Source organism: Acetobacter tropicalis, assembly GCF_030644465.1.
In the GTDB taxonomy this organism is placed as follows: domain Bacteria; phylum Pseudomonadota; class Alphaproteobacteria; order Acetobacterales; family Acetobacteraceae; genus Acetobacter; species Acetobacter tropicalis.
In genome coordinates this window covers 2,689,035-2,712,531 of the sequence record NZ_JAUYUW010000001.1, presented here as the reverse complement: position 1 = coordinate 2,712,531, position 23,497 = coordinate 2,689,035, and the positions used below count along the sequence as shown (strand labels likewise).

20 protein-coding genes and 2 pseudogenes are annotated in these 23,497 nt (G+C 50.2%); 8 read left to right on the top strand and 14 right to left on the bottom strand.

Features of this window, described 5'->3' with window-relative positions; genetic code table 11:
• Positions 1–48 precede the first annotated feature (48 nt).
• From QWU00_RS12355 to QWU00_RS12340, 4 genes are all read left to right on the top strand, one after another.
• The gene (locus QWU00_RS12355; RefSeq protein WP_035378622.1) at positions 49–1,650 is read left to right on the top strand and encodes a cytochrome ubiquinol oxidase subunit I; all 1,602 of its coding nucleotides are present in this window, start codon (positions 49–51) and stop codon (positions 1,648–1,650) included.
• Between the two features lie 44 nt (positions 1,651–1,694).
• Complete coding sequence (gene cydB / locus QWU00_RS12350) at positions 1,695–2,834, top strand: cytochrome d ubiquinol oxidase subunit II (RefSeq protein ID WP_035378624.1); 1,140 nt, start codon at positions 1,695–1,697, stop codon at positions 2,832–2,834.
• Positions 2,835–2,847: 13 nt separating this feature from the next.
• Positions 2,848–3,045, top strand: a complete 198-nt coding sequence (locus tag QWU00_RS12345) for a hypothetical protein (RefSeq protein WP_035378626.1) — start codon at positions 2,848–2,850, stop codon at positions 3,043–3,045.
• A 105-nt stretch (positions 3,046–3,150) separates the two neighbouring features.
• Positions 3,151–3,540 carry a beta-lactamase hydrolase domain-containing protein gene (locus QWU00_RS12340; RefSeq protein WP_081938979.1) on the top strand — a complete coding sequence of 130 codons (390 nt, stop codon included), beginning with the start codon at positions 3,151–3,153 and terminating at the stop codon, positions 3,538–3,540.
• 14 nt (positions 3,541–3,554) lie between these two features.
• Here the strand turns inward: QWU00_RS12340 and QWU00_RS12335 are convergent, their stop codons facing one another.
• The 6 genes from QWU00_RS12335 to QWU00_RS12310 form a co-directional block, all read right to left on the bottom strand.
• Positions 3,555–3,782, bottom strand: a complete 228-nt coding sequence (locus QWU00_RS12335) for a hypothetical protein (protein ID WP_150395555.1) — start codon at positions 3,780–3,782, stop codon at positions 3,555–3,557.
• Between the two features lie 311 nt (positions 3,783–4,093).
• The gene (locus QWU00_RS12330) at positions 4,094–4,498 is read right to left on the bottom strand and encodes a hypothetical protein (protein ID WP_035378630.1); all 405 of its coding nucleotides are present in this window, start codon (positions 4,496–4,498) and stop codon (positions 4,094–4,096) included.
• Positions 4,499–4,525: 27 nt separating this feature from the next.
• Positions 4,526–5,280, bottom strand: a protein-coding gene (locus QWU00_RS12325) for an IS5 family transposase (RefSeq protein ID WP_304651020.1) whose coding sequence is annotated in 2 segments (ribosomal slippage) — positions 4,526–4,941 and positions 4,941–5,280 — 756 coding nt in all. Because the reading frame shifts where the segments join, the coding sequence is not laid out codon by codon here.
• Between the two features lie 77 nt (positions 5,281–5,357).
• A complete protein-coding gene (locus QWU00_RS12320) occupies positions 5,358–5,732 on the bottom strand; it encodes a hypothetical protein (protein ID WP_035378561.1) in 375 nt (124 codons plus the stop codon).
• The gene (locus tag QWU00_RS12315; RefSeq protein ID WP_035378584.1) at positions 5,729–6,406 is read right to left on the bottom strand and encodes a nucleotide-binding protein; all 678 of its coding nucleotides are present in this window, start codon (positions 6,404–6,406) and stop codon (positions 5,729–5,731) included. The genes QWU00_RS12320 and QWU00_RS12315 overlap by 4 nt, the downstream gene beginning before the upstream one ends.
• Positions 6,407–6,420: 14 nt before the next feature.
• Positions 6,421–6,843 (bottom strand): hypothetical protein, encoded by a 423-nt coding sequence (locus tag QWU00_RS12310; RefSeq protein WP_150395617.1) that lies wholly within the window; start codon positions 6,841–6,843, stop codon positions 6,421–6,423.
• Positions 6,844–7,126: 283 nt separating this feature from the next.
• Here QWU00_RS12310 and QWU00_RS12305 point away from each other — a divergent pair, with 283 nt between their 5' ends.
• The 4 genes and pseudogenes from QWU00_RS12305 to QWU00_RS12290 form a co-directional block, all read left to right on the top strand.
• Positions 7,127–7,447, top strand: coding sequence for a plasmid mobilization protein (locus tag QWU00_RS12305; protein WP_035378564.1), 321 nt, complete (start codon positions 7,127–7,129; stop codon positions 7,445–7,447).
• Positions 7,428–9,134 carry a TraI/MobA(P) family conjugative relaxase gene (traI, locus tag QWU00_RS12300; protein ID WP_052051209.1) on the top strand — a complete coding sequence of 569 codons (1,707 nt, stop codon included), beginning with the start codon at positions 7,428–7,430 and terminating at the stop codon, positions 9,132–9,134. Before QWU00_RS12305 ends, traI begins: the two co-directional genes overlap by 20 nt.
• Positions 9,135–9,518: 384 nt before the next feature.
• A pseudogene (locus tag QWU00_RS12295) lies at positions 9,519–9,766 on the top strand (IS5/IS1182 family transposase); the annotation flags it as partial.
• Positions 9,767–10,099: 333 nt separating this feature from the next.
• Positions 10,100–10,521: pseudogene (locus QWU00_RS12290) on the top strand (integrase core domain-containing protein); the annotation flags it as partial.
• Between the two features lie 69 nt (positions 10,522–10,590).
• On the opposite strand, the gene QWU00_RS12285 reads toward QWU00_RS12290, so the two are convergent.
• The 8 genes from QWU00_RS12285 to QWU00_RS12250 form a co-directional block, all read right to left on the bottom strand.
• Complete coding sequence (locus QWU00_RS12285; RefSeq protein ID WP_150395616.1) at positions 10,591–10,905, bottom strand: hypothetical protein; 315 nt, start codon at positions 10,903–10,905, stop codon at positions 10,591–10,593.
• Positions 10,906–11,144: 239 nt separating this feature from the next.
• Complete coding sequence (locus tag QWU00_RS12280; RefSeq protein ID WP_035378566.1) at positions 11,145–12,620, bottom strand: amino acid permease; 1,476 nt, start codon at positions 12,618–12,620, stop codon at positions 11,145–11,147.
• A 184-nt stretch (positions 12,621–12,804) separates the two neighbouring features.
• Complete coding sequence (locus QWU00_RS12275; RefSeq protein ID WP_197056307.1) at positions 12,805–14,394, bottom strand: tetratricopeptide repeat-containing sulfotransferase family protein; 1,590 nt, start codon at positions 14,392–14,394, stop codon at positions 12,805–12,807.
• Between the two features lie 174 nt (positions 14,395–14,568).
• Positions 14,569–15,495 (bottom strand): response regulator transcription factor, encoded by a 927-nt coding sequence (locus QWU00_RS12270; RefSeq protein WP_052051212.1) that lies wholly within the window; start codon positions 15,493–15,495, stop codon positions 14,569–14,571.
• Positions 15,482–17,200 (bottom strand): ATP-binding response regulator, encoded by a 1,719-nt coding sequence (locus QWU00_RS12265; RefSeq protein WP_052051213.1) that lies wholly within the window; start codon positions 17,198–17,200, stop codon positions 15,482–15,484. Before QWU00_RS12265 ends, QWU00_RS12270 begins: the two co-directional genes overlap by 14 nt.
• Positions 17,201–17,344: 144 nt before the next feature.
• Positions 17,345–19,159, bottom strand: a complete 1,815-nt coding sequence (gene atzF, locus QWU00_RS12260) for an allophanate hydrolase (protein ID WP_035378569.1) — start codon at positions 19,157–19,159, stop codon at positions 17,345–17,347.
• Positions 19,160–19,163: 4 nt separating this feature from the next.
• Entirely contained in the window at positions 19,164–22,763 is a 3,600-nt protein-coding gene (gene uca / locus QWU00_RS12255) for an urea carboxylase (protein WP_035378572.1), read from the bottom strand.
• A gap of 93 nt (positions 22,764–22,856) precedes the next feature.
• The gene (locus QWU00_RS12250; protein ID WP_035378575.1) at positions 22,857–23,492 is read right to left on the bottom strand and encodes an urea amidolyase associated protein UAAP2; all 636 of its coding nucleotides are present in this window, start codon (positions 23,490–23,492) and stop codon (positions 22,857–22,859) included.
• Between the last annotated feature and the right edge of the window lie 5 nt (positions 23,493–23,497).

The window sequence follows — 23,497 nt, the reverse complement described above, 5'->3', positions numbered from 1 at the left end:
ACCGGCCCTTCGTTCCTTTTTCTGTCCTGTTCACAGGAGGATCCCATCGTGGATTTCATCAACCCGCAGGTCGTCGATCTTTCGCGTCTCCAGTTTGCGCTGACGGCCCTCTATCACTTCATGTTTGTGCCCCTGACGCTTGGGCTGACGTTCATGCTGGCCGCAATGGAGACAGTGTATGTTGTCACCGGCCGCAAAATTTATCGGGATATGGCCCAGTTCTGGGGCAAGCTGTTTGGCATCAACTTCGCCATTGGTGTTGCAACCGGGCTGACCATGGAATTCGAATTCGGGACCAACTGGTCCATGTATTCGCATTTCTTTGGCGACATGTTTGGCACACCGCTCGCCATTGAAGGCCTGATGGCCTTCTTTATGGAATCCACGTTTGTCGGTCTCATGTTCTTTGGCTGGGATCGTCTGAGTAAGCCTGCTCATCTGGCCATCACCTATCTTGTGGCGCTGGGATCCAACCTTTCAGCGCTCTGGATCCTGATTGCCAATGCTGGAATGAATGTGCCGGAAGGTGCGCATTTCGATGCGGATACGATGCGCATGCAGTTTGACAGCTTCGTACGTGTTGTCTTCAGTCAGGATGCACAGGCGAAGTTTGTGCATACTTCTGTCGCTGGCTATGTGGCCGCGGCCATGTTCGTCATGGGAATCAGCGCGTTTTACCTGTTGCGCAAACAGCATCGCGAACTGGCAGCCCGCTCTTTCCGCATGGCGGCTCTGTTTGGTCTTATTTCATCCGTTGCCGTCATCACACTAGGCGATGTTCTGGGCCGGATGGACTACGAAAAACAGCCAACGAAAATCGCCGCCATCGAAGGTCTGTGGCATACGACGAAGCCGCCTTACGAACCGTGGATCCTTGCGGCTCTTCCGGATGATGAAAAGCAGGTCAATCACTTCGAGATCAACATTCCCTATGTTCTGACGCCGTTGATCACGCACAGCTTCGATCAACCTGTTACCGGAATGTCTGAACTCGAAGATCAGGCTGCCCCGCGCATCCGCTCGGGGATTATCGCTCTGACAGCACTACGCCGTTATGGGGCGACGCATGACAAAGCCGACCTGGATCTGTTCAATGCCCATCAGGACGATATGGGTTTTGGCTTCCTGGCAACGCGTCATGCACCCCATCAGGATGTCACGAATATCCCTGCCGATCAGCTTGATGCGGTCGTAAAGCAGACACAGCCTGACATTCTGCCGAACGTGTTTGTGACGTTCTGGTCGTTCCGGTTCATGGTTTTTCTCGGTGGGTATTTCTTCGCAATTTTTGCAGTATCCGCACTCCTGAGCCTGAAGAACCGGCTGGAAGCCAACCCCTGGCTGCTCAAAACGGTCATGTGGTCGATCCCGCTTCCTATCCTCGCAACAGAGTTTGGCTGGATTACCGCAGAGGCCGGGCGTCAGCCCTGGACTGTTTTCAACAAGTTGCCGACCTTCCTGTCCGCTTCCGGGCACAGCACGGGCTACATGGTCTTCTCGCTGGCCGGTTTTGCACTGCTCTACAGTGTGTTTATCGCCGCTGAACTCTATCTGATGTTCCGCTTTGCCCGCCTCGGTCCAGAAGAGCATGGAACGCCTCACAACGAAACAGACGCTTTGCTGTCCCACTTCCACGGGAGCCACGCCTGATATGAACGTCCTTTTTCTTACTCTGAAAAACCGGAGGGTCTGACATGGAGACCTATGCACTTCTCAAACTGATCTGGACGGGAATTCTCGGTGTCCTGTTCATCGGACTTGGCACCATGGTCGGTATGGATATGGGCGTTGGTACGCTGCTGCGCTTCGTGGGGCGCAATGATGGGGAGCGTCGGACGGCGCTCAATATCATCGGGCCACACTGGGACGGCAATCAGGTATGGTTCATTCTGGGTGGAGGTGCGATTTTCGCGGCGTTTCCAACACTGTATGGCACGTCGTTTTCTGTCTTCTATGTTGTCATGATCCTGCTGCTGTTCAGCATGATTCTGCGCCCTGTGGCATTTGAATATCGCTCAAAAGCCGATAGCAGACACTGGCGTGCAAGCTGGGACGTGACGTTCCTGATTTCGGGTTTTGTGCCCATGTTCGTTTATGGCGCGGCATTTGGAAATATTCTGGAAGGCGTGGGCTATCACTTCACCTGGACGGGGCAGTATGTTCAGGATGAATCTTTCCTGAACTATCTGATCAACCCATTCGCCATTTTGTGCGGGTTGATGTCCGTTGCATTAAGTGTGCAGCAGGGTGGAGCAATGTTGATGCTGCGCTCTGAAAACCCGATTTATGGCCGAGCACGGGCTTATGGTTCGATCGGCGGATTTGTTGCGGCGGCTCTGTTTGTTATTGGCGGTTTCTGGATTGCTCACATGCCGGGTTTTGTTCTGACATCCCTGTCTGACCCTGCGATGCCTGCCAACCCACTCCATGGTCAGACTGCGGCAATCCGTCCCGGTGCATGGCTTGAAAACTATCATGCCCACCCGGTTCTGTGGCTGCTACCGACCCTTGGTACGGTCTGCATGATTGGTGAAGCGCTTCTTCTGCGTGTCAATCGTCCGGCTTTGGGCTGGTGGTTCGGTCTGGGAGCCTGGGCAGGAACAATCACGACTGTCGGGGCTGCCATGTTCCCGTTTCTGATGCCGTCCATTACCGCACCCGATCAGAGCCTCACAGTCTGGAACGGAACCGGAAGTCTCTATGGACTCAGCTGCATGCTGGTTGTGGCGGTTATCTTTGTCCCGATCATCCTGAGCTACACGTCGTGGTGCTATCATGTCATGCGTGGCCGTGTGCGGGTTCAGGACGTCATCAACGACTCTCATAGCTATTGAGGAGTTATCCTTCATGAAAATCTTCAGACTGGCCGGAATGGGTCTGGCTCTTGTTATTGCGCTGCTGTTCGCCGTCTTTGTGGGCGATCAGGGACCCTGGTATTTCGCATGGGTGATTGGAACAGTCATGATCGTTCTGATTTCCGGTGCTGGCGCTGTTCTTCTGGATGCACAGGAAGAAGGCATCACGAACGGGGAGCAACTCTCATGATGGGAGATCTGGAAGCCATCATCTTCTTCGTTCCGTTCTTTTATATGGCCATTTATCTGGTGGCATATGTCTGTATGAAGCGCCGTTTGCCATGACCGGAAATTAATGACCGGAATTCCGGAATTTTCTGAACCCTATCATCAGGATGAAATCATGCGTAATTTTTTTGAGAAACTTTCTTCGGATATCTCGGTATCGTCACAAATTGTCGCTGCAGATGTTGGGGCAGTCGCGGGGGCAGGCTTTAGAAGTATCCTATGCCTGAGTCCAGAGGAAACAAAGGAGAGGTTTCCTAATAGCCTTCAAATTGAACAGGCATCTTTTTGTAGCGGTCTTGGTTTCGCTGATATCGCTATTCCGCAATCTGGCCCGATAGCCACACCCAAGCTCGAACAAATCAAGTCAGTGCTAACCAAACTTCCAAGTCCCGTTCTCATTTATTCTGGAAGTGATCTCCGGGCTGCACGGATATGGGCAGAGGCAATGGCATTATAAATTTATAACCAGTCTTACATGGCCTTGGGTTTAAAAAGCAAAGAATAGCGCATCCCAGACCTATCGCAGAGAAATGACAACTCGTCCTGCTTTTTCTTGCAGCACGGCATCGAGTTTTGAGAAAGCCATTCCGATAAGGTTAAGTCGGGGGCGTATGGCAGGCGGAACACCAACACAGTTCCAGCCTGCCCGATGGTTTTTGTGCCGCCGGGAGCTTGTGAGCCGGACGGATTGTCCATCATGACGATATCGTCCACTCCAGTGTTGATATGGGAGCCTGTTCGACACAGGCCTGAAACACCGCGTCTTTCATGAGGCCGTCATGTAGGAAAGGGGCGCTCATGCCTGATAAACGTAGGCAACGGATGCAGTCGCCAAAATGGTGCCAGATTGCGCTAAGAGCTGCTCAATACAGCATTAAACGTCTGATACGGCACAGCCTTCTTCACGCGTCACGATGTCCGCTTTTGGAAAAGGTATGGTTGTACTTGTGTGTCTAGGATGAGGGCGGAAGCGGGAGGTCCGCTTAATGCCGAGCAAACGTACAGACAACTCAGGGGAGCCTCCAGCCATCATAAACAACGCTACCTCCATTATCCGTCGTCACTGCACTGACACAATAGCCGTTCTGTATGCGCCATCCACTCCCTGCACATTTAAGTATCTTGGTCAGGTCACCCGATTTGTAGAGCTTGTAGATCGGATCGATCAATCCGCGTTCATAGAGTTGTCGGGCTGTCTTCCCGGTTTCACTCGTCGCCCAGGACGTCATCGCCAGCGCATTCGTGTCAAGGGCATCCGCCATTCCTTTTTCGTAACCGGTTTTCTGCCCGGCATTGCTCCCCGCGCTATATCCTTCTTTTTGCCCGTCCGCAGTTCCTTTGGTGTATCCTGCATTATAACCTACCTCATAATGCTCATCGTGAATCCGTGTTCTTCCGGTCCACAGAACTGTCACCAAAGCTTCACGTACTAGGGTGTGTCGTCAGTTAATTCCAATGATGGCGGAGACGAATTGCACGGCTGCGAGGAAAGTTGACTTCAGCTTGTCATATCGTGTTGCAATACCCCTGAACTGTTTAAGTCTGGCGAAGAAGCGTTCGATGATGTTTCGTTTTTTATAAAACGAGAAGAGGATTTTCCGTGGATTGCGTCGGTTTTTCTTTGACGGAATAACCGGTGTGATCCCCCGCTCTTCAAGCTTTTCGATGAGGGGATCGGCATCATAAGCCTTGTCGGCGATGAAGACCTCGGGATCGACTTCATCGAGCAATGGCTCTGCTTCTGTGATGTCGGCCCTTTGTCCGGGCGTCAGGGAAAGAGCCGCAGCCTTTCCCGCGGCATCGACAATGGCATGGATTTTCGTGGTCAGTCCGCCACGGGACCGCCCGGTGGCCTGATCCGCCCCCCTTTTTTACGGGCGCCCGCGCTATGCTGGTGAGCACGGACAATGGTGCTGTCGATCATCATGTATTCGTTGTCATGGTCAGCAGCCAGATGCCGGAAAATCCGCTCGATCACGCCGCCTTCGCACCAGCGACGCAGCCGCCGGTGCACGTTCTTCCAGTCCCCGAACCGGGCAGGCAGATCACGCCAGGGAATGCCTGCACGGTAACGATACAGCACGGCTTCGATAAACAGACGGTTATCCTCAGCCGTCCCACCGACATGACCTTCGCGACCCGGGAGAAGATCTTTTATTCGCTCCCACTGACCATCGCTCAAACCATACCGTCGCATTCACACTCTCCCCGTTCCAGAAACAGGAAGAAAACATCACAGATCAAACGGGAGTACAAGCTTCATAATCCCCCCGTTTAACTGACGACACGCCCTAGGGCAAAAACCGCAATTGAAATTGCACTCCATGTCCGCATCTTTCGCCGCAGAATTGTTGACGCAACGCCCTGCCCCGCTGCTGCGACAGCGGAATTCAAATCTGATTTTATGCTTTGCTCATGTCTCTGCATTGCAGCACGTGAATTCTCATTGAATTCATCGGAGACGATTTCGATAGTTTTTGGAATATCCTGCAATACTTTTGTATAATACTGAAAAGGTATCAGGATCAGCCACAACGCATCGCTATCCCGGATATCCATTGCAGCCTTGATCCGGTAATGCTCCTGGATCTCGGTATCCGTGGGATTTCGTCCATAAAATCCATGGAAAACGGTCTCGAATTTTGTCACTCGACAACCTCCTCAAACATCTTTTTGACCTCAGCCCGCCATCTCATAAGTTCAATCCGATTGCCAATCGGAAGATCTTCCGACGCCTTCTCGATCGTCATCCGCTTTATGTACAACTGATCAGCAACCCGATCAGCGACTTCTGGAAAAACAAGTGACTTTCCACAGAGTTTTTCAATATATTTCTTGGTTTGCGAATTATTGTAGGTTTCAAATTTTTCCTTGTTCCCAAAATAAGAATTCATGAGAACGTTTGTTTTGGATTCAGGTATTTGTTCTAAAAAATTTCTTAGTAATTCCACGCAATCACGCTGGCGATTGATAACCCACAACGTGATCAGTTTGCGCTTCAGCAATGGTAAGGCCTGTTGAAGGCGATCCCCATACGTCTGTACCGCATGATCATTCCGGGCCGCCGAATTAATGACCACGACATGATTTCTATGGTTGTCACATTGAGTGATGAGATCCATCCAGCCGTCGACATGATCAAGATTCAAGGCGACTGCAGTTGTCACGCCGCCATAACATTTCAAAACATCAGGATTTGAATTATCTGTCTCAACAAATAAGACATTTTTACCCTCACTCATCAAGAAATCAATGAGGCTCATGCTCACTATTGATTTGCCGACGCCCCCTTTTCCACCGCCAACCAGATAAATATTTTCCATGAGATTCACCCTCTTCATAATGCATCACGATCTGGCGCAATCAGAAATTCAGCCTGATTGTTATCTTCCTTCGCCGTCTGCTTCTTTGTCTGTCGTTTTGTCTCGTTTTTTACTGTCACTTTGGCTACTATTTTATTTTCAGTCGTAGGTTTTTTTGTCTTCTTCGTATTATTTTTAGGTTCTTTTCCACTATCAGGATTTTGTCCTCTTAGGTATGTCTTCAACGTCGAGGCCGTGATCTCAAAATCGTTTTCATGAAGGAACTCAACAATCTGCTCGAACCCATATCCTCGTTTTCGCAATGCAGCGATATCGTCAGCGAGAACGGCAATGCTTTCCTTATTATTAAGCTGAATTTCATCTGCCTTTAGTTCGGGCAAGTTTGACATCTTCTTGCATATGGCATCTATTTTTGAGCGTGTGTGATGTGCGCGCATTGTCGTCCCCGCTTCAAATCAGCAAACTGATTCGCTGTTATGATTTCATTATACATTATCGGCAATATTTTTTATGGCGCTAAAATCGCAATTTTTGACATGCCTAAAATGGCGCTTATTTGTGGTAGACTATCACTGATTCGATTTACAGAATGGGGTTTGTCACACACATACGCCGCATGGTGTGACAAACCACGCCAGACCGTTCGGCGCTCCGCGTCTCACAGGCTGGCTCTTTCCTGCTTCTTTTTCTTCTCTTCTTCCCAAAGAAGGAGTCCAGATTATGCCTTTTGAAATCAGAGGTCGTTTCCCACTGGATGCGATCGTCAATGTCAGGCTGACGACGGATGAAAAAGCTCGCCTGAAAGAGGACGCTGACCTTGCCGGAATGAGTGTCTCAGAACTGGTCCGACGCCGTTATTTTGGTCGGCCGATTATTGCCCACGCTGATATCGTCATAATCCGGGAGTTGCGTCGCCTGGGCGGACTTCTCAAACACCTTTACACGTCGAGTAACGGTGAACATGCACGGGAAACACTGGCTACCCTAAACACACTGAGAGCAGTAATCGAGGCGATCAGTCGTGATCATCAAAAAGATTAAAAACCCGAAGAAATCGACGTCCAAATCTGAGCGGATCAGGCGGTTGATTCTCTACGTCGTAAGTCCGGAAAAAACAGACACGTCAGAAAAATGTATTTATTTCGGAGCACGGGGTTTTCTAACGGATCTTCTTAACAGTCAGATCGGGGAGATGATCGCACTTGCCACTGACTCTGTACGCTCTGCAGATACCGTGAACCACTACGTGCTCAGTTGGAAGCGCGGAGAAAGTCCCACAACAAAACAGGTGGATGAGGCCGTCACACTCCTGCAAAAAGAAATGGGATTGGAACAGCATCAGATTGTCTATGGACTACACGCGGACACCGATAACCGTCACCTGCATGTTGTGGTCAATCGTGTTGACCCCGAGACACTTCGATGCACCGAAATCAATCGTGGATTTGACATTGAGGCTGGTCACAGGGCCATCGCTTTGATTGAGCACCGCCAAGGATGGGCGCACGAGAAAAATGGTCTTTATCAGGTTGGCGCGCATGGAAAACTGGTCCGATGCGACAGGCACAGAGATCGGGCGGCTCCAGTCAAGGGCGACGGCAAAAAAGCAGAGCGTAAAACCGGTAAACGTTCTGTCCGGGATGTCGCTATTGAAGAGGCGGTTCCTGTCATTAAAGAAGCGACATGCTGGGCTGACGTTCATGAGGGTTTGGCACAAAAAGGAATACGATATCGCCGACATGGCAATGGCGCTGTCATCATGATTGGGGGTTCAGCAGTCAAAGCCAGTCAGGCTGATCGGCAGATCAGCTTCATCAAGCTGCAACTCAGGTTGGGACCTTACGAAGAGCCTGATCAGGCTGCGGACATACCCGCTGACGGCACTCTTACCATTCCTCTCCAGGTGAGACCGAATGATGTCGATTTGAGCGACTATCATCAGGAGCGCAAAAATTACGAAGCTGCGAGAACGAAAGCGTTATCAGACCTTATCCGCCAGCATGCAAACCAGAGGACCAGCCTGAAGGAAATGCAGCGCCGGGAACGCGAGACCGTTCTGAAGGGTAAATGGCGACGACGTGGCGTGGCGCTCAACGCCCTACGGCATGCGCTAGCTGAAGAACATAGGACAGCGCTCCACCTTCTTCAGGACCAGCAGAAGGAAGAACGCCTTGCCAACCGGGAAAGATTGCCTCCCTTCCCCACGATAGAGGAGTGGTTGAAGGCGAACAGGGATCCGTTTCTGGCGGCACTGTGGGCACATCCTAATTACTTCATGCGTCTGGAGGGGCATGGGACACGTTCCGATAGCGAGAGGCGGGTTTACAGCATCCCGGGCTTCAGGTCGATCGTGCGGGGAGCCTATGTCCATTACTGTAAGCTTACCGATCCAGAACATATCGCCTTCTCCGATCGTGGCGATCGGATCGATGTCTGCGACACCACAGATCGGGCAATCATCCTGGCCTCTTTACAATTGGCTGCCAGCAGATGGGATGAAGTCAAAATTACCGGGAGCGATGACTTCAAGGCGTGCGTCGTGGACCTTGCCGTTGAACATGGCTTTCGGTTGAAGAACGAGGATCTTCGCCAGACCGTCGAAAAAAGACGGAAAGAAGCTGAAGAACTCAAAATCGTAGAGCAGAAGCAAAGAGAAGAAAAAGCAACGCAGTCTTCATCCGCAAATCAATCACTTCCCCATAAGCCTTCAAAGGGGTTCGAACGCTGAACGATAAAGCTGTATTATGGGATATTGCATTACACCGGTTAAAAATAATGATTCTACAACCTGTGAACTCTAAAAACCGCTTGGTTTCGTGGCCCAAACCGTATTTACATTTTTCCGGTTCTAATTAGAGGAATGACTATATAAAATAGTGGAGTGTATTTGATGTTGAAGAATGTCTTGCTAGGCTTAGAACCTTTTAATTTATTGAACTGAGCCAGTGGTTGTGATTCACAGGCTGACCGATGGAGGTAAGACTGTGAATGACGTATTTTTAATGTCTAAACACTAGGTGGAGCGGATTGAGCCATTTTTCCCTCTGGCGCATGACGCGTGCCACGAGTGGACGACAGACAAGTCCTGAGCAGGATCATTCACGTCATTCGCAGCGGCCATATCCTGAACGCAACGCTGGTGGCGGCTCCAAAGCAACGCCATACCAACGCGGAGAAGGCGGATCTTCGGGCAGGTCGGATCCCACAAGACTGACGGGACAAACCCGCAAAGCTGTCCCACAAGGATCGTCATGCACACTGGCCCCTGAATTCACCAAGGCAAAACCGGCAGGATGACGGAACGATCCCCTCAACGGATCTCCCCATCCCATTCTTGGCTATAAATCGCAGGTATCGATAGCGGTGCCGGGTTTGATGCCATGGAGAAAGTCAGAGAAGCGCAGGCTTCGAAAATGTGCTTGTGGATCAGACCCGGTTCGGGGCTAAAGTCCCTGAGAGATCCGCTGATCGTCTCGCCTTTTGTGAAGCATGAACCCGGTCCGGCCGCGCTGACGGGGCAAGAGTAACATGATTGTGGCGTCTTCTTTCAATGAAGTTGATCGGCCACGAATGACACACCTGACTGTGACCGTAGCGTTGGTTCCCTCACCAGAAAGGACCGACCATGACATTCCGTACCATTGGTATTGATCTGGCCATTCGCGGAGATCACCTCGCTCAGATCTACGACGATGGCGCGTCTCGACCTCAATGACGACGGGCTTCGTCCTCGACGCCCTGAACCAAGCCATCTGTCAGCGTGCGCCAGGTGAGACCAGTCAACTGATCCATCACAGCGACCGGTTGAAGCCGCCCAGTATCTGCCGATCCGATACACAGAGAGACTGGCTGAGGCAGGCATCGATACTTCGGTCGGCAGTGTCGGGGATTCCTATGACAACGCTCTCGCCGAAAGCATCATTGGCCTGTTCAAGACAGAGGTGATCAAGTTCCTCGGCCCGTGGAAGCCCGTCGGACAGGTCGAATGAGAAACCCTGAAATGGGTCGACTGGTACAACAACACACGTCTGCACAGCGCCATCGGTTACGTCACCCCGAACGAAACAGAGGAGATCTTCTCTACAAGACTGAACGATGATAAAAAAGCAGCCTGACTATTGAACCAAAAACTCTCCGGTAAACCCGGGGCGGTTCAAAACCGTTACAAGTCCTCAGGCTGGGCATCAAAAGTCCTGCAGTCGTTTCAGGACGTCCTCGCGCTCCTGCTCCAGTGTACATGAGCGATCTTTTTTCAATGTCCTGCCGCGCTGCTGCAGCCACTCGCAGAGCATCCTATGACCAATCCCAACGTCACGTTCAGTGCCCAGACGCGCCATCATTTCGTTGAGCGTGATGTTCTTCCGGGCCTCAATCGAACGGGGTGATGCACCCGAAACTCCCGCTTCCAGAGCACGCGCCCGAAGGTCATCGCTCAATGCTCGTACCATCACTGTCTCCATCAATGAAAACGGAGAATCACAATTCACATCCTGTGTCACCGCATAGGTCTGGAATTCAGTGGAACTGCTCTAGAATGCAGTGTATCAAACTACTCGGGTAGCGTCTGACGGCACGGGATTTCGACCGTTAGACCGCCAAAGTTCACGTCCGTATCGCCGTCCTCAATCTCTTCACAGCACTCGGAACCCAGCTCACACGCCGTTTGGTAAATACATAGACGATCCAAGCGCTCAACGCCCTCAATCAGTGAATTATGCAACAGAGCCGATAACGCGGCTTATTTATTTTTATATTTATATGTAATAAAGCCAAAAACAGACGCAACGACCATAAAAATAATCGGGAAATAATGCAGGTACCAATGGGTATTGCCGGGATCAAAAACTGACAATCTTGGCCATGCCACATTAACAAGTAGAAAGCCCCCAATAACGACAGCAACAAAATTAATGATAAGCCCTTTGCTTCGTCCCAAATAAAAATAATCCATCCCCCCTGAGGCAGGGTTAACACCCTTGATACGCAAAATAAGCATAGGAAGCGTGACCAACAAATAAGCAAAATAAATTGTAACAGTCGTAACAGAACACAAAGCACTAAAAATAGCGGGGTCACCGTAAGACAACCACAATAGTGCTATAGCCAGCACAGTTACCACGAGTGTTGCAACCCAAGGTGTTCCGGTTCTAACTGACACGCGTGTTAAAAAAGAAGAGAGAGGCAACGCACCATCGCGCGCCATCGAAAACATAACTCTTGCTGCCGCGTTTTGAATGGCAAGGGTGGCAGAGAGAATGGAAATTGCGACCATTGCAAACAGTACGTGCCCTGCAAAACCACCTGTTACAGCGGCCAAAACATAGGAAACACCATCTTTGGCCAAATTGCCGTCTGTTAACGATGGCGCGGCCATAAGAGCCCCCATGACCATAAGAGCACCGCCAAAAAATGAAACCATAAGGCATTGAATAATAGCTTTGGGCGTGGTGCGCCGTGGGTCATTGGTTTCTTCGGAGAGCTCTGCTGCGCTATCAAACCCATACATAACATAGGCCGCCATTAAGGTAGATGACAAAAAACTCCAGAATGTAGGTGATGGCACCCCGCCACCCAGCACAACAGACGGGCCACGACTGGTATGGGTAAACAAAACAACAAGCAGGATAATCAAACCGATTATTTCACAATACACACCAATTGCTGTTGCCGTAGCTGCTGCCCGCACTCCTAGAGAAGAGATTACGGAGCAAATAACAATGGCAACTGTTCCTAAAATAACAGCATTGGCCGCACCGGTTGGGGAACCCAAAGCTGTATCACCCCCAAGAACCTGAAAGCCAATCCAGACACTTGGCAACACAGATTGCATGGCAATAGCAATGGCCGCCACGCTCATAATATAGCCAAGCAGCATAAACCAGCCCGCAGACCAGCCTATGCTTTCATTGGATAAACGCCGAGACCATTGGTACACCGCTCCCGCCACAGGATAAGAAGCGGCAAGTTCTGCAAAGCAGAGAGCGGTAGAAAACTGGCCGATAAAAACGATCGGCCAGGTCCAGAAAAAAAGCGGACCGCCAAAGCCATAACCCGTCGCAAAAAGTTCAAAAATTGTCGATAAAATAGAGACGAATGAAAAACCAGATGCAAAAGATGCAAATGGCCCTAATTCTCTGCGCAATTCCTGACCATATCCAAACTGCGCAAGATCTTCCGCCCCAGAGAGCTCAGATACAGCTTTGACAGAAGACATTTTTTGAGAACATGACATCAATTTACCCTCGACAAGCAATCATAACAAACACTGAACATGGGAGCAGGCCCAAAAGAACAAAGAGCATCATGCAGAAACCAGCTGTACCGAACATTTGGAAGGAAGAATGATACAACGGGATGAAAAACCACCACTTTTACACACGTCGAAAAAGGATGGTTTTCTACAATGCAATTCCTGCCTGCTCCAAAATACGGCGTGCAGGCATCAAAGCTTCCTCATGCTGCTTCCAACGCTCTAAAGCATCTCGGTAGAGTGGACGGCGCACCTGAGATGCACTTGGTGTTGACACTGCGGCACTGTTCTTATGAAAAGAAAGACAGGCATCATTCCAGCTTAAACCGCAATGCGCGAGAATATTCCTCGTGATGTTTTCTTGGTCCAGAACAATATTTTCATACTGAACCTCTAAGATACGACCCGGCATTTCCTTCTGCCAAAAACGCATTAATCTATCAAAACGCACGTAATATCTAGCAATATCCTCTATGCTATAGCTGTAATCGTAATAACGTGATGTTGTAGCAAATAGGTTTTTGAAATTACTTAAAACAGTATCCATCGGATGTCTGCGCAGGCAAATAATACGTGCAGAGGGCAGCGCTCTGGCGATAAGCCCCGCATACATAAAGTTGCCAGGAAACTTGTCGCTAAACCGCATGCCTTGTGCAGGCAAATGTGAGCGTGCACGCGCAATATAGTCGCGCCCTATCATGCCAAGGTTTTTATCTGCAGCTTTAGCAATTGTCTCAACATCAAGAACTAATCTGGTTCTGACTCCAGAAGCGGCTTTGACTGCGATGGGAAAAGCCTGAAGTTCACCAGCGCTCACCATATCTGGATGAGAGGAAATAATACGATCCACCAAGGTTGTACCTGTTCTTGGCATACCTATAATAAAAACTGGAGCCTCTACAGGCGCATTATTGACGGGTGCTTGAGCATAAAGCGGCCAGTTTTGTTCTATAGCACCAAAAATTTTTTCATCCTGCTCAATGCTATACGCCAACTGCTTTTTATGTGCTTTGTTGGCATCAAACAAAAACTGGAAAGACTCCTTTGCCTGTCCAATTTCTTCGAGTTCTTTTGACAGCGCATACCCCAGCAGTAAGCGCGCTTCTGGATCTTCTGCCCGAGCCAGTGTTGCGCGTAAACGGGGCACATGGTTACGCTCTGGGGTTTGCCGCCGCAACCCACTTAAACCGTGGTGAGCCCGTGCATTATCTGGAGCACGGGCTATAAGGGCCTCAAAAGCCTTATCGGCCTCATCTATACACCCAACAAAGCTTAAAGCTACTGCCCAATTATACAAAAATGCTGCATTACTTGGCGCACCACGGGTTGCCGCTTCAAAATGTGCAAGAGATGCCGTGTGCATACCTAAACGAGAATAGGCACAGCCTATTGTATCGCGCGTTATAGCATCGGATTCTTTGCCAGCGTTTAAGCAAGATTCGGCCTCCTGCAACGCAGCTAAGGCATCTGCATCGCGCCGCAACAGTAAAAAAACACGTGCCAGCTGGGCGCAACCTTCCACAGAGGGTTCAAAACCAACAGATGTTTCTAAAAGATCTTTTCCCGCCCGTATGTTTCCCCTCGTTATTTCACAAACACCAAGTAGGAAATATGCAGCGGCTGAACGCGCATCTTGCGCCACGACGGCCATGGCAAGAGAGTGTGCTTTTGGCAAGTTGCCCTGTTCAAGCGCGCTACGAGCCTGCTTAAGGTTGCTGAGAAGAAAATGCGGCATCATGAAAGCCTATTCTTGCAACATACTGATATTCCTAAGCTCTTTACCCGAAAAGGGGCATTATGAGCGACGGGCAATGTCGGCATCGATTTTATACTCCCTTAGGTGATAGTTACGATAAGAAAAAGACTTATTCTTGTTTGTGAGTTGACAGATTTTTATAATGTTGAGACGACCTCACTTATTCATTGTTGCCATAGCAATAGCTGCGGCTGATGTTCTGTTTTCAATACCAAGTTTAACAAAGATCTGCTCAAGATGTTTGTTGACCGTGCGCGGGCTGATGTTCAAGATAATGCTCACATCTCTGTTAGACTTACCCTTGCTGATCCAGAGCAATACTTGTGCCTCACGCACCGTAAGCCCAAGGCGTGTTTCAAGCAAACGCTCCTCATCACCTGGCCGTTTTAATAAAAGCGAGACAGCGTTTATGCTGTCATCCATTGTACCCATCAACACACACTCTATAACCCCACCAGCGACCTCTATTGTTTGGCGCATGGTAAGGGAGTGCTGCTCGAGGAGGTTGATGATGACGGAACGCAGTGGCTCTGGCAGAGGCTGATTAATGACCCAACCAGGAAAAGCACTAGTTAACACAACAGCAGACTGTGGGGTGTGCCACAACAAGATGCCCTGATTATCGACACCAATTGTTGGGCGGTGCCCAAAATCGAGCGCCTGCGTAACAGCCTGCCCTGTTCTAGCATTGTGCAGATGTACACGTACACGTGCCACCAGTTCATTCACGTCAACTGGCTTACGAATATAATCAACGCCACCCGCTTTAAGGCCCTGCACAACGTGCTCAGTTTCGGTCAGGCCTGTCATAAAAATAACCGGCACATGGGTAAACGTGGGATCGGCCCGTAGCCGCCGCGTAACCTCAAAACCATCTAGCCCCGGCATTAACCCATCCATAATAATAATGTTGGGCACCACCTTCTTAAGAAGGTCCAGTGCCGCAAAACCATCACGAGCGATCAGCACGGTCATGCCTGCTTCCTCCAGTGCAGCTGTCACAAAATGCAGTGACTGAGGCATATCATCGACAACCAGAACACATGGCTGTGCTCTTTCTGTCAGTTGATCATAATTCGGCATCGTTAATTGCTCTGGTTATTGCTGCCAGGTCAAAGTCACGTACATACCGTTTTATTATCGCAATAAAGACTCTATCAGATTCCGTTTCGATTGCGAGAGAATTCAGCACGTTTTCTACACCTCGGACATGCCCCAGTTCTGACGCTTGGCGAATTTTGTGGAAAGACTGCCGAATTTTCGATGAAAGACCCGAAAAATAATCGTTAGAAAAATCAGGTATGTCGATTTCCACCTCATCGTCTTTCACGTAAATCCACTCAAGGTGTAGTACGCGGCCAATGGTGGTGAGTAAGGTGTTACTATCAACGGGTTTTGTAACAAAAGCATCATAATCTGTGGCTCTGTCTGCATCTGCACTTAACTCGGCATTGCCGGCAGAAACCATGATGATAGCTGGTTTACTTGGGTGTTCGGAGCGTATTTTTGCCGCCGTTACCAGATCATCTTCACCGGGCATTTTCACGCTCAGCAACACCATATCTGGGTGGCATTGCGCCACGGCGTGAAGACCTGAAAGACCGTCATACGCTTGATGCACAACAAAGCCTAGCGGCACCAACAAGGCTTCCAGAAAGTCACGCTGGAGCGCATCATGATCAACCACCAGCACGGAAAGCGGCTTGCCTTTATACCCTACAATCTGACCTTTAGAGGGAGTGGGTTCTGCTGTATCGGACAGGTTATGAACGATGGGCAGCATAATTCTGAGGCAAAATGTGGTCCCAACCCCCACATGACTGTCCACTGTGATCTCGCCTCCCAATATCTGCGTAAGCACTCGTGTTATGGCTAGGCCAAGTCCTATTCCGGGCTTGCCCTGGGTTTGCGCATCGCAACCACGTTCAAAAGGTTCAAACACACGCTCCAAATCATCTGCGGCAATGCCTGCCCCTGTGTCACTCACCTCAATCCGTGCCACCTCATTCCGATAATGGACAGAAAGCGTTACGCAGCCTTCATCTGTATATTTAATGGCGTTTGAAAGGAGGTTTACGAGAATTTGACGAAGCCGTTTTTCATCTGTCCTGATTGTGGTTGGTAATGGATCATGCACAATGAAGTCTAGTTTAAGACCTCTTGCTTGTGCTTGTACCCGAAACATCATGATAACATGTTCAAGCAAGTCTCGTATTGAAACAACGTCTGACTGGACTTCTACATGCTTGCTTTCTATTTTTGAAACCTCAAGCAGGGCCTCGACAAGGCTTGTCAGATACTCGGTTGATTGACGAATAACAGCCCCGGCTTCTTTGGGGGGGAACGGGTTGCCGCGCTCTAACAGTTGCGCATAGCCATAAATGGTATTTAGTGGTGAGCGAACATCATGACTGACAGAGACCAGATAACGTGTTTTTGCTTCATTAGCGGCAAGGGCGGCATCATGCGCTCTACGTAGGGCAGTCTGCGCTCTGGTGCTCTCATCAAGCTCAGCTTTTAACGCATTGAGGTGATTTTGCGCCTCTACCTCTGCTGTGCGGTGGCATTTTTCTTGTAGAACCAACTGCCATACGCCAACGCCAGCCTGCAGGCCGAGACAAAGAATAACACTCACACTATACCAGATGAGTGTAGAACCTCGACCCAAAACCACGCCAGACCAAAACACGCTCCCAAACAAAACAGCAGCAAGAAAACACGCAGTAAGTAGCATTGGCGCAATAAGCGGCCAATGCTGTTTCTCCCACATGTTTTTGCTTATCTTCATGCCATGACCTGCCTTGTATGCACGCTATTACAATGCTTAGCTAACGTAGCACCCCACGCTAATGATAAAAGCTATTGCAGACCCATTTTAAGACTATTCAATGGATCATTACTTCATTGAAAATGGAGCCGAACCCGCCTCACTTTATGGAGCGCGCGACTTCAGCCATGCACGCCACCCTCCCCAACTGGTAATTTCCTGTGCGTCGGCAATGGCGTAGCCATCACAGACAAAGCCTGTCTCCCATGAGCCATCTGCCAGTTCCACTTTTCCAAGGCCTAATGGGGCTGGAATGTTGGTTAAAAAAGACCCTAGCTCTGCTGAAGGCACTTCCCACACCTCTACTTCAATGGCCTGCCCGCCTTCTCTAGCGCGTACCATGGCAGGGCGCATAGGCGGCCCACCCGGCAAGGCATATAGGCGGTAATGCGCAGAAGTTGTGGTGGCAGAGACCAAACGCCCCTGCCGCTCACGCAGTTGCCAGTTAAGCGGCAAACCCTCCAGATGAGCACCGCAAACAACAACCCGCGCTCTGTCATTACTTGTCCGGCGCATTTTGCCCACAGAAGCCGGCAGTGTGTGGCCGCCCACCAGCGCTAACTTGGTGGTATGCTGGAATTTATTGGCAACAGACAGAAGGTATTGATCGGTAAACGCCCGCCCAAACAGCGTAATGCCCCATGGCAGGCCGTTGGTCATAAAACTGGCAGGCACGGCTACAGCAGCGTAGTCCAGCAGGTTCATGAAATTGGTGTACCAGCCCAATTTTGAATTGGCCTCAACAGGTTCCCTGTACAAGTCATTCAGGGTAACCGGGTGCGGCATGGAAGGGGTTATTACAAAGTCGAGGTCAGCCATCAGGGCATCACACGCCATTTTTAGGTGTTGCAGCCGGTATAAAGCCTTGTAATGATCGAGCGCTGAATAATGCGGTGCTTTTTCAAGGACATCATGAATAACAGGCAAAACGGCTTCTGGGTTTTTTGTTATTAATGGACCCGCAACCAGGTAACGCTCTGCCACCCATGGCCCTTCATACAGTAAACGGGCGGCTTCCAAAAATGGATTAAAATCTAAGGAGACTTCTGTTCCTCCCATGTTTTTGAGTGTGGTGATAGAGGCCGCAAAGAGTGCTGCGCTTTCATCATCACCAAAAAATTCTGTTACTTTTGGCACACCAAACCGAAAACCCGGTTCAATATCGCCAAAGGCTGTTGCATCGTTCCATGCCGGGTTGTGGCGGCTAAAGTCATCACGCGGGTCGTGCCGGGCAACCAACCCCAGCAAACGGCTGGCTTCTGCCGCCGTAGCAGTAAAAAGGGTTGTGCAATCAAGCGTGCGACAGGCGGGCACAACACCGGCTGTTGAAATAAGTCCTTTACTGGCCTTAAGGCCAACCAGATTGTTATACGCAGCAGGAATACGCCCACTACCGGCTGTATCGGTACCCAAAGAGAAACTGGCCACACCCAACGCAACCGCCAATGCAGAGCCCGCACTTGACCCGCCTGAAGGATACTCCGGCAGAACACTGTTTTTGCAGATACCGTAGGGGGAGCGTGTGCCGTTAAGCCCTGTTGCAAATTGATCCAGATTGGCTTTGCCTACAGGTAAAGCCCCTAATTCAATTAGCTGCTCAACAATAGTGGCACTTTTCTTGGGCATATAAGCAAAAGCCGGGCACGCGGCTGTGGTTGCAACACCTTTTAGGTCAATATTATCTTTTATAACAAACGGGATACCATAAAGCGGTTTGGTTTTGGCTGCCGGATTTTCAAGTCTTTCCAAATAAGGATCGAGTTCCGCTTCATCTAGAATATGTATGAACAGATTAAATTCTGCATTGAGTTGTGTCGAACGGCGTTTCAACTGTGCCATAAGGTCGCGCGGGGTTATATCGCCGCGAGTATAAGCTGCGGAAAGACTATCAATCTGTAAATTAGGAAAATTGTTTGTCATGAGTTCAGTCTTCCTTGATTACAATGACGCATTGTCCGGATCTGACAGGAGCGCCAGGTTGAACGCGAATTTCCATGACTGTGCCAGAACAGGGTGCAACAAGAGATATTTCCATTTTCATGGATTCCAGAACAACAACGACCTGACCGACTTCAACTCTGTCGTTCAGGCTAACAAGTACCTGCCATAGGTTGCCCGCAATGCCGCTTTCAACGGCCTGTAGGCCATTGGCTAGCGGTAGATCCTCCCCTTCCTCTGGAGCTACATCGTTACTTTCAAAATTAGCCGTACCATTTTCTATCCAGCGTTGGCGCTCTGCATCAAAAGCGGCCTGCTGGCATTTTTGGAACGTAGAAATTGCCTCATGATGCTGCTCCAGAAACGCATGATAATCTGAAAGAGCGATTTCTGTTTGTTCGATTTTGATATCATAACGGCCCAACGGAAAGTCTCGGCGGATAACTTCCAGCTCTTCAGCTGAAACCGGATAGAAACGGACCTGGTCAAAAAAGCGCAGGAGCCAAGATTTGCCCTGAAACGCTGCTGGCAAGCGATACCGCATCCACATTTGCAAGGTACGGCCTACAAACTGATAGCCCCCCGGGCCTTCCATGCCGTAAACGCACAGGTAAGCCCCGCCGATGCCAACCGAGTTTTCTGCTGTCCAGGTGCGGGCCGGGTTATATTTTGTGGTTACCAGCCTATGACGCGGGTCTAGCGGCGTTGCGACTGGAGCGCCCAGATAGACATCTCCCAGCCCCATGACCACGTAACTGGCGTTAAAGACAATGTTGTACACGTCATCAATTCTGCCAAGGTCATTAATACGCCGGATAAATTCTAAATTGCTGGGGCACCATGGCGCATCTTTGCGCACGGTGGTCATGTATTTGCGAATGGCCAACTGGCAAGCGGGGTCATCCCACGAGAGGGGGAGATGCACAATACGAGACGGAACACGTAGGTTGGTTTTTTTTAAAACATCAGCCCACAGCTGCTTAATGATGCTGAGTAACTGCCCAGAAGTGATTAGATTGGAAGCATAATGGATCTGTAAGGAGCGAATGCCTGGCGTTAGGTCAATAATGCCGTTGAGATTTTCTGCCTCCATTGCGCGCATAAGCGCATGCGCCCTAAACCTGAGTGTCAGATCAAGTTCGGGATCGCCAATTTCAAGCAGAAGGTTTGCATCACCCGAGAGCCGGGCCACAAGGCGTGTGCTGCCCGCCCCTTCGGTCATGACAATAGGGGAGGAAAGCTGTGCGTGCTCCCACGATGGGCTTTGCTCCTCCAGTGTCTGGACTTCAGCTTCATCCGCACGGGCCAAGCTGTGCGCCGTGGGGAGGTCAACCGGTACAAAGCGCACCAAATCACCTGCCCGTAGCTGCCCCAGCTTCCATAGGTCCGCGCTTATAACGGTTACGGGGCACACAAACCCACCGAGGCTGGGACCGTCTGGCCCCAGAATAACCGGCATGTCTCCCGTAAAATCGACTGCCCCAATCGCATATGGATTATCATGAATATTGGAGGGGTGAAGGCCTGCCTCTCCACCACTTTCACGCACCCATTCCGGCTTGGGGCCAATAAGACGAATGCCCGTGCGGCTGGAGTTAAAATGGATTTCCCACTCTGTAGCGAAAAATGTTTCCATATAGGCGGGCGTGAAATATTCCGGTGCGGCATGGGGGCCGTAGATCACACGCACGGTCTGCACATCGGGCAGTGCTAGTGCAAGCGATACAGGCAGCACAGCACCATCTATTAGGCTCTGTGATGGCGGAAGATGCAATACATCACCCACACGCAACGCGCGCCCTGCATGCCCGCCAAACTGACCCAGAATAAACGTGCTGCAACTGCCCAGATAAGAGGGAACAACAATACCGCCACGCAGGGCCAGATAACTACGTGCTCCTTTTCTGACGATACTACCCAGCTTTAAAACAGACCCCGCACAAACACGGAATGCGGTGTTCATTGGGCAAGGCTGCCCATCAAGCTCAATAACAATTTCGGCACCGGTAATGGCAACAGCGGCGTCTGTGTTAAAACGCAGAGTTGGGCCATTCATGGTTATTTCAAGACCGGCCGTTCCTGCGGCATTTCCCAAAATCCTGTTAGCCATCTGGAAAGATCGGCTATCCATGGGGCCAGAGGGGGGAATACCAACAGCCCAGTATCCCAACCTGCCGGGAAAATCTTGCACGGTGGTTTGTGTGCCAGCGACAAGAACTTCAAACGTATTGGCTTTATAGGTTAAGCCCTCAAGGCATCTTGTCCATGGGTTGCTTTCTACAAACGGTTGATAGGCTAGAATTTGCCTAAGGTAGGCACAATTAGTTTCAACCCCGTAAATCTCTGTTTCGGCGAGTGCTTCATCCAGCCGGGCAAGCGCTGCTTGGCGTGTGCTATCATGCGCAATAACCTTGGCCACCATAGGGTCAAAAAAAGCCGGAATTTCTGCGCCTGCTTCTATCCATGTATCTATACGCAGAGCTTTTCCGTCTGCTGGCGGAAAGTGAACATGAGTGACAAGGCCGGGAGAAGGCTGAAAATTACGGCCAGGGTCTTCAGCATACAGTCTGGCTTGAATGGCATGCCCCTGCGGCGTTAAGCTAGCCATGAGCGTGCTGAGCGGGGGCAGTGTGCCTGCCGCCAGTTCAACCATCCACCGAACCAGATCTACACCCCAGACCTGCTCCGTTACCCCGTGCTCAACCTGCAGCCGTGTATTAACTTCTAGAAAATAAAACTGCTTGACATCACTATCATAAACAAATTCTACAGTGCCCGCACTGCGGTAGTGCGTGGCTTTACCCAGCCGAATTGCGGCTTCACACAAGGCTTCAGCTATGCCATCGGGCAGGCCGGGAGCCGGGGTTTCTTCTATAACTTTCTGGTTTCGGCGTTGTATTGAACAATCACGCACCCCAAGGGCAATAACCTCACCCTGTCCATCACCAAATATCTGAACTTCGAGGTGCCTTGCGTGCTCAATGTATTTTTCAATAAACACCCCTCCATCAGAGAAGTTATTAAGGCCCAACTGACGAACTTTATCAAAGGCCTCTATCAATTCCTCTTCAGAGTAACAGACACGCATGCCTATGCCGCCACCGCCTGCCGTACTTTTGAGCATGACCGGATACCCGATCTGGGCGGCGGCATCTGTTGCGTCTTGGGCTGTATTGAGCAAAGGGGTGCCACGTAGCATAGGCACGCCTTGTGCGGCGGCCAGATCTCGCGCGGTATGTTTTAAACCAAAAGTACGAAGTTGCTCTGGTGTAGGACCAACAAACGCAAAACCTTGACTCTCACACTCTTCAGCAAAAGCGGCATTTTCAGACAAGAACCCGTAACCAGGATGAATAGCCTGAGCACCCGCCTGCCGGGCTGCTGCCAGAATTTTATCTGTTTTCAGATAGGTTTCAGCTGCAGCGCCTTCCCCAAGCGAAATAGCCTGATCTGCATTGCGTACATGAAGGCTGCCAAGGTCTGCTTCTGAATAGACAGCCACCGAACAAACATGCAGGTCTTGTAAAGTCCGCTCAATACGGGCTGCAATGGCGCCACGATTAGCTATGAGTAATTTTTTAAACATTACAATTTCATTCAGAAGAAAGTGGCTACCCACTACGGGAAAAAGACTGGCTTGGCTCTACAACCCGCTTAAAAACAGCCGAAGTGGCCGTTTTTAATTCCAGACCAGCACTTCAGCCGGTGTGGGATTCCACCCATTGCAGGGATTGTTCAATTGCGGACAATTAGAAATAAGAACCATGACATTTTGTTCGGCGCGCATTTCAACATATTTTCCGGCGGCGGAAATACCATCTTCAAACGTAAGCCCACCATCTGGGGTAACGGGCACGTTCATGAAAAAATTGATATTGGCGCCAATATCACGCTTACCTAATCTGCCATCATGCAGACAGGCACACAAAAAATTGTCACGGCAACTATGCATAAACCGGCGGTCGTGCGCATAGCGAACGGTATTGCTCTCCTGCGCGCAAGCGCCGCCCAAAGTATCGTGCCGACCGCATGTATCTGCCACAATTGTCAACATAGGATTGCCCATATTGGAATACAGCACTGTGCCACACGTAAGGTAAACGCTGTTCTGGCGCCGTATTGTACGCTGGGGGTCGTAACGCTCCCGTGGCGCTTGAGCGTTATAAAACAAAGTATCTATGGCCTGATTACCTTCCAGATCAAGAAGGCGCAGTGTTTGACCAGCTTTTACTTCAAAAAGAAACGGTTCACCTGCGGGAATCACATGGCGGAAAAACGCTGTTTCGGGTGACAGAGCACTTGGCGTTAATTTCATGTCTG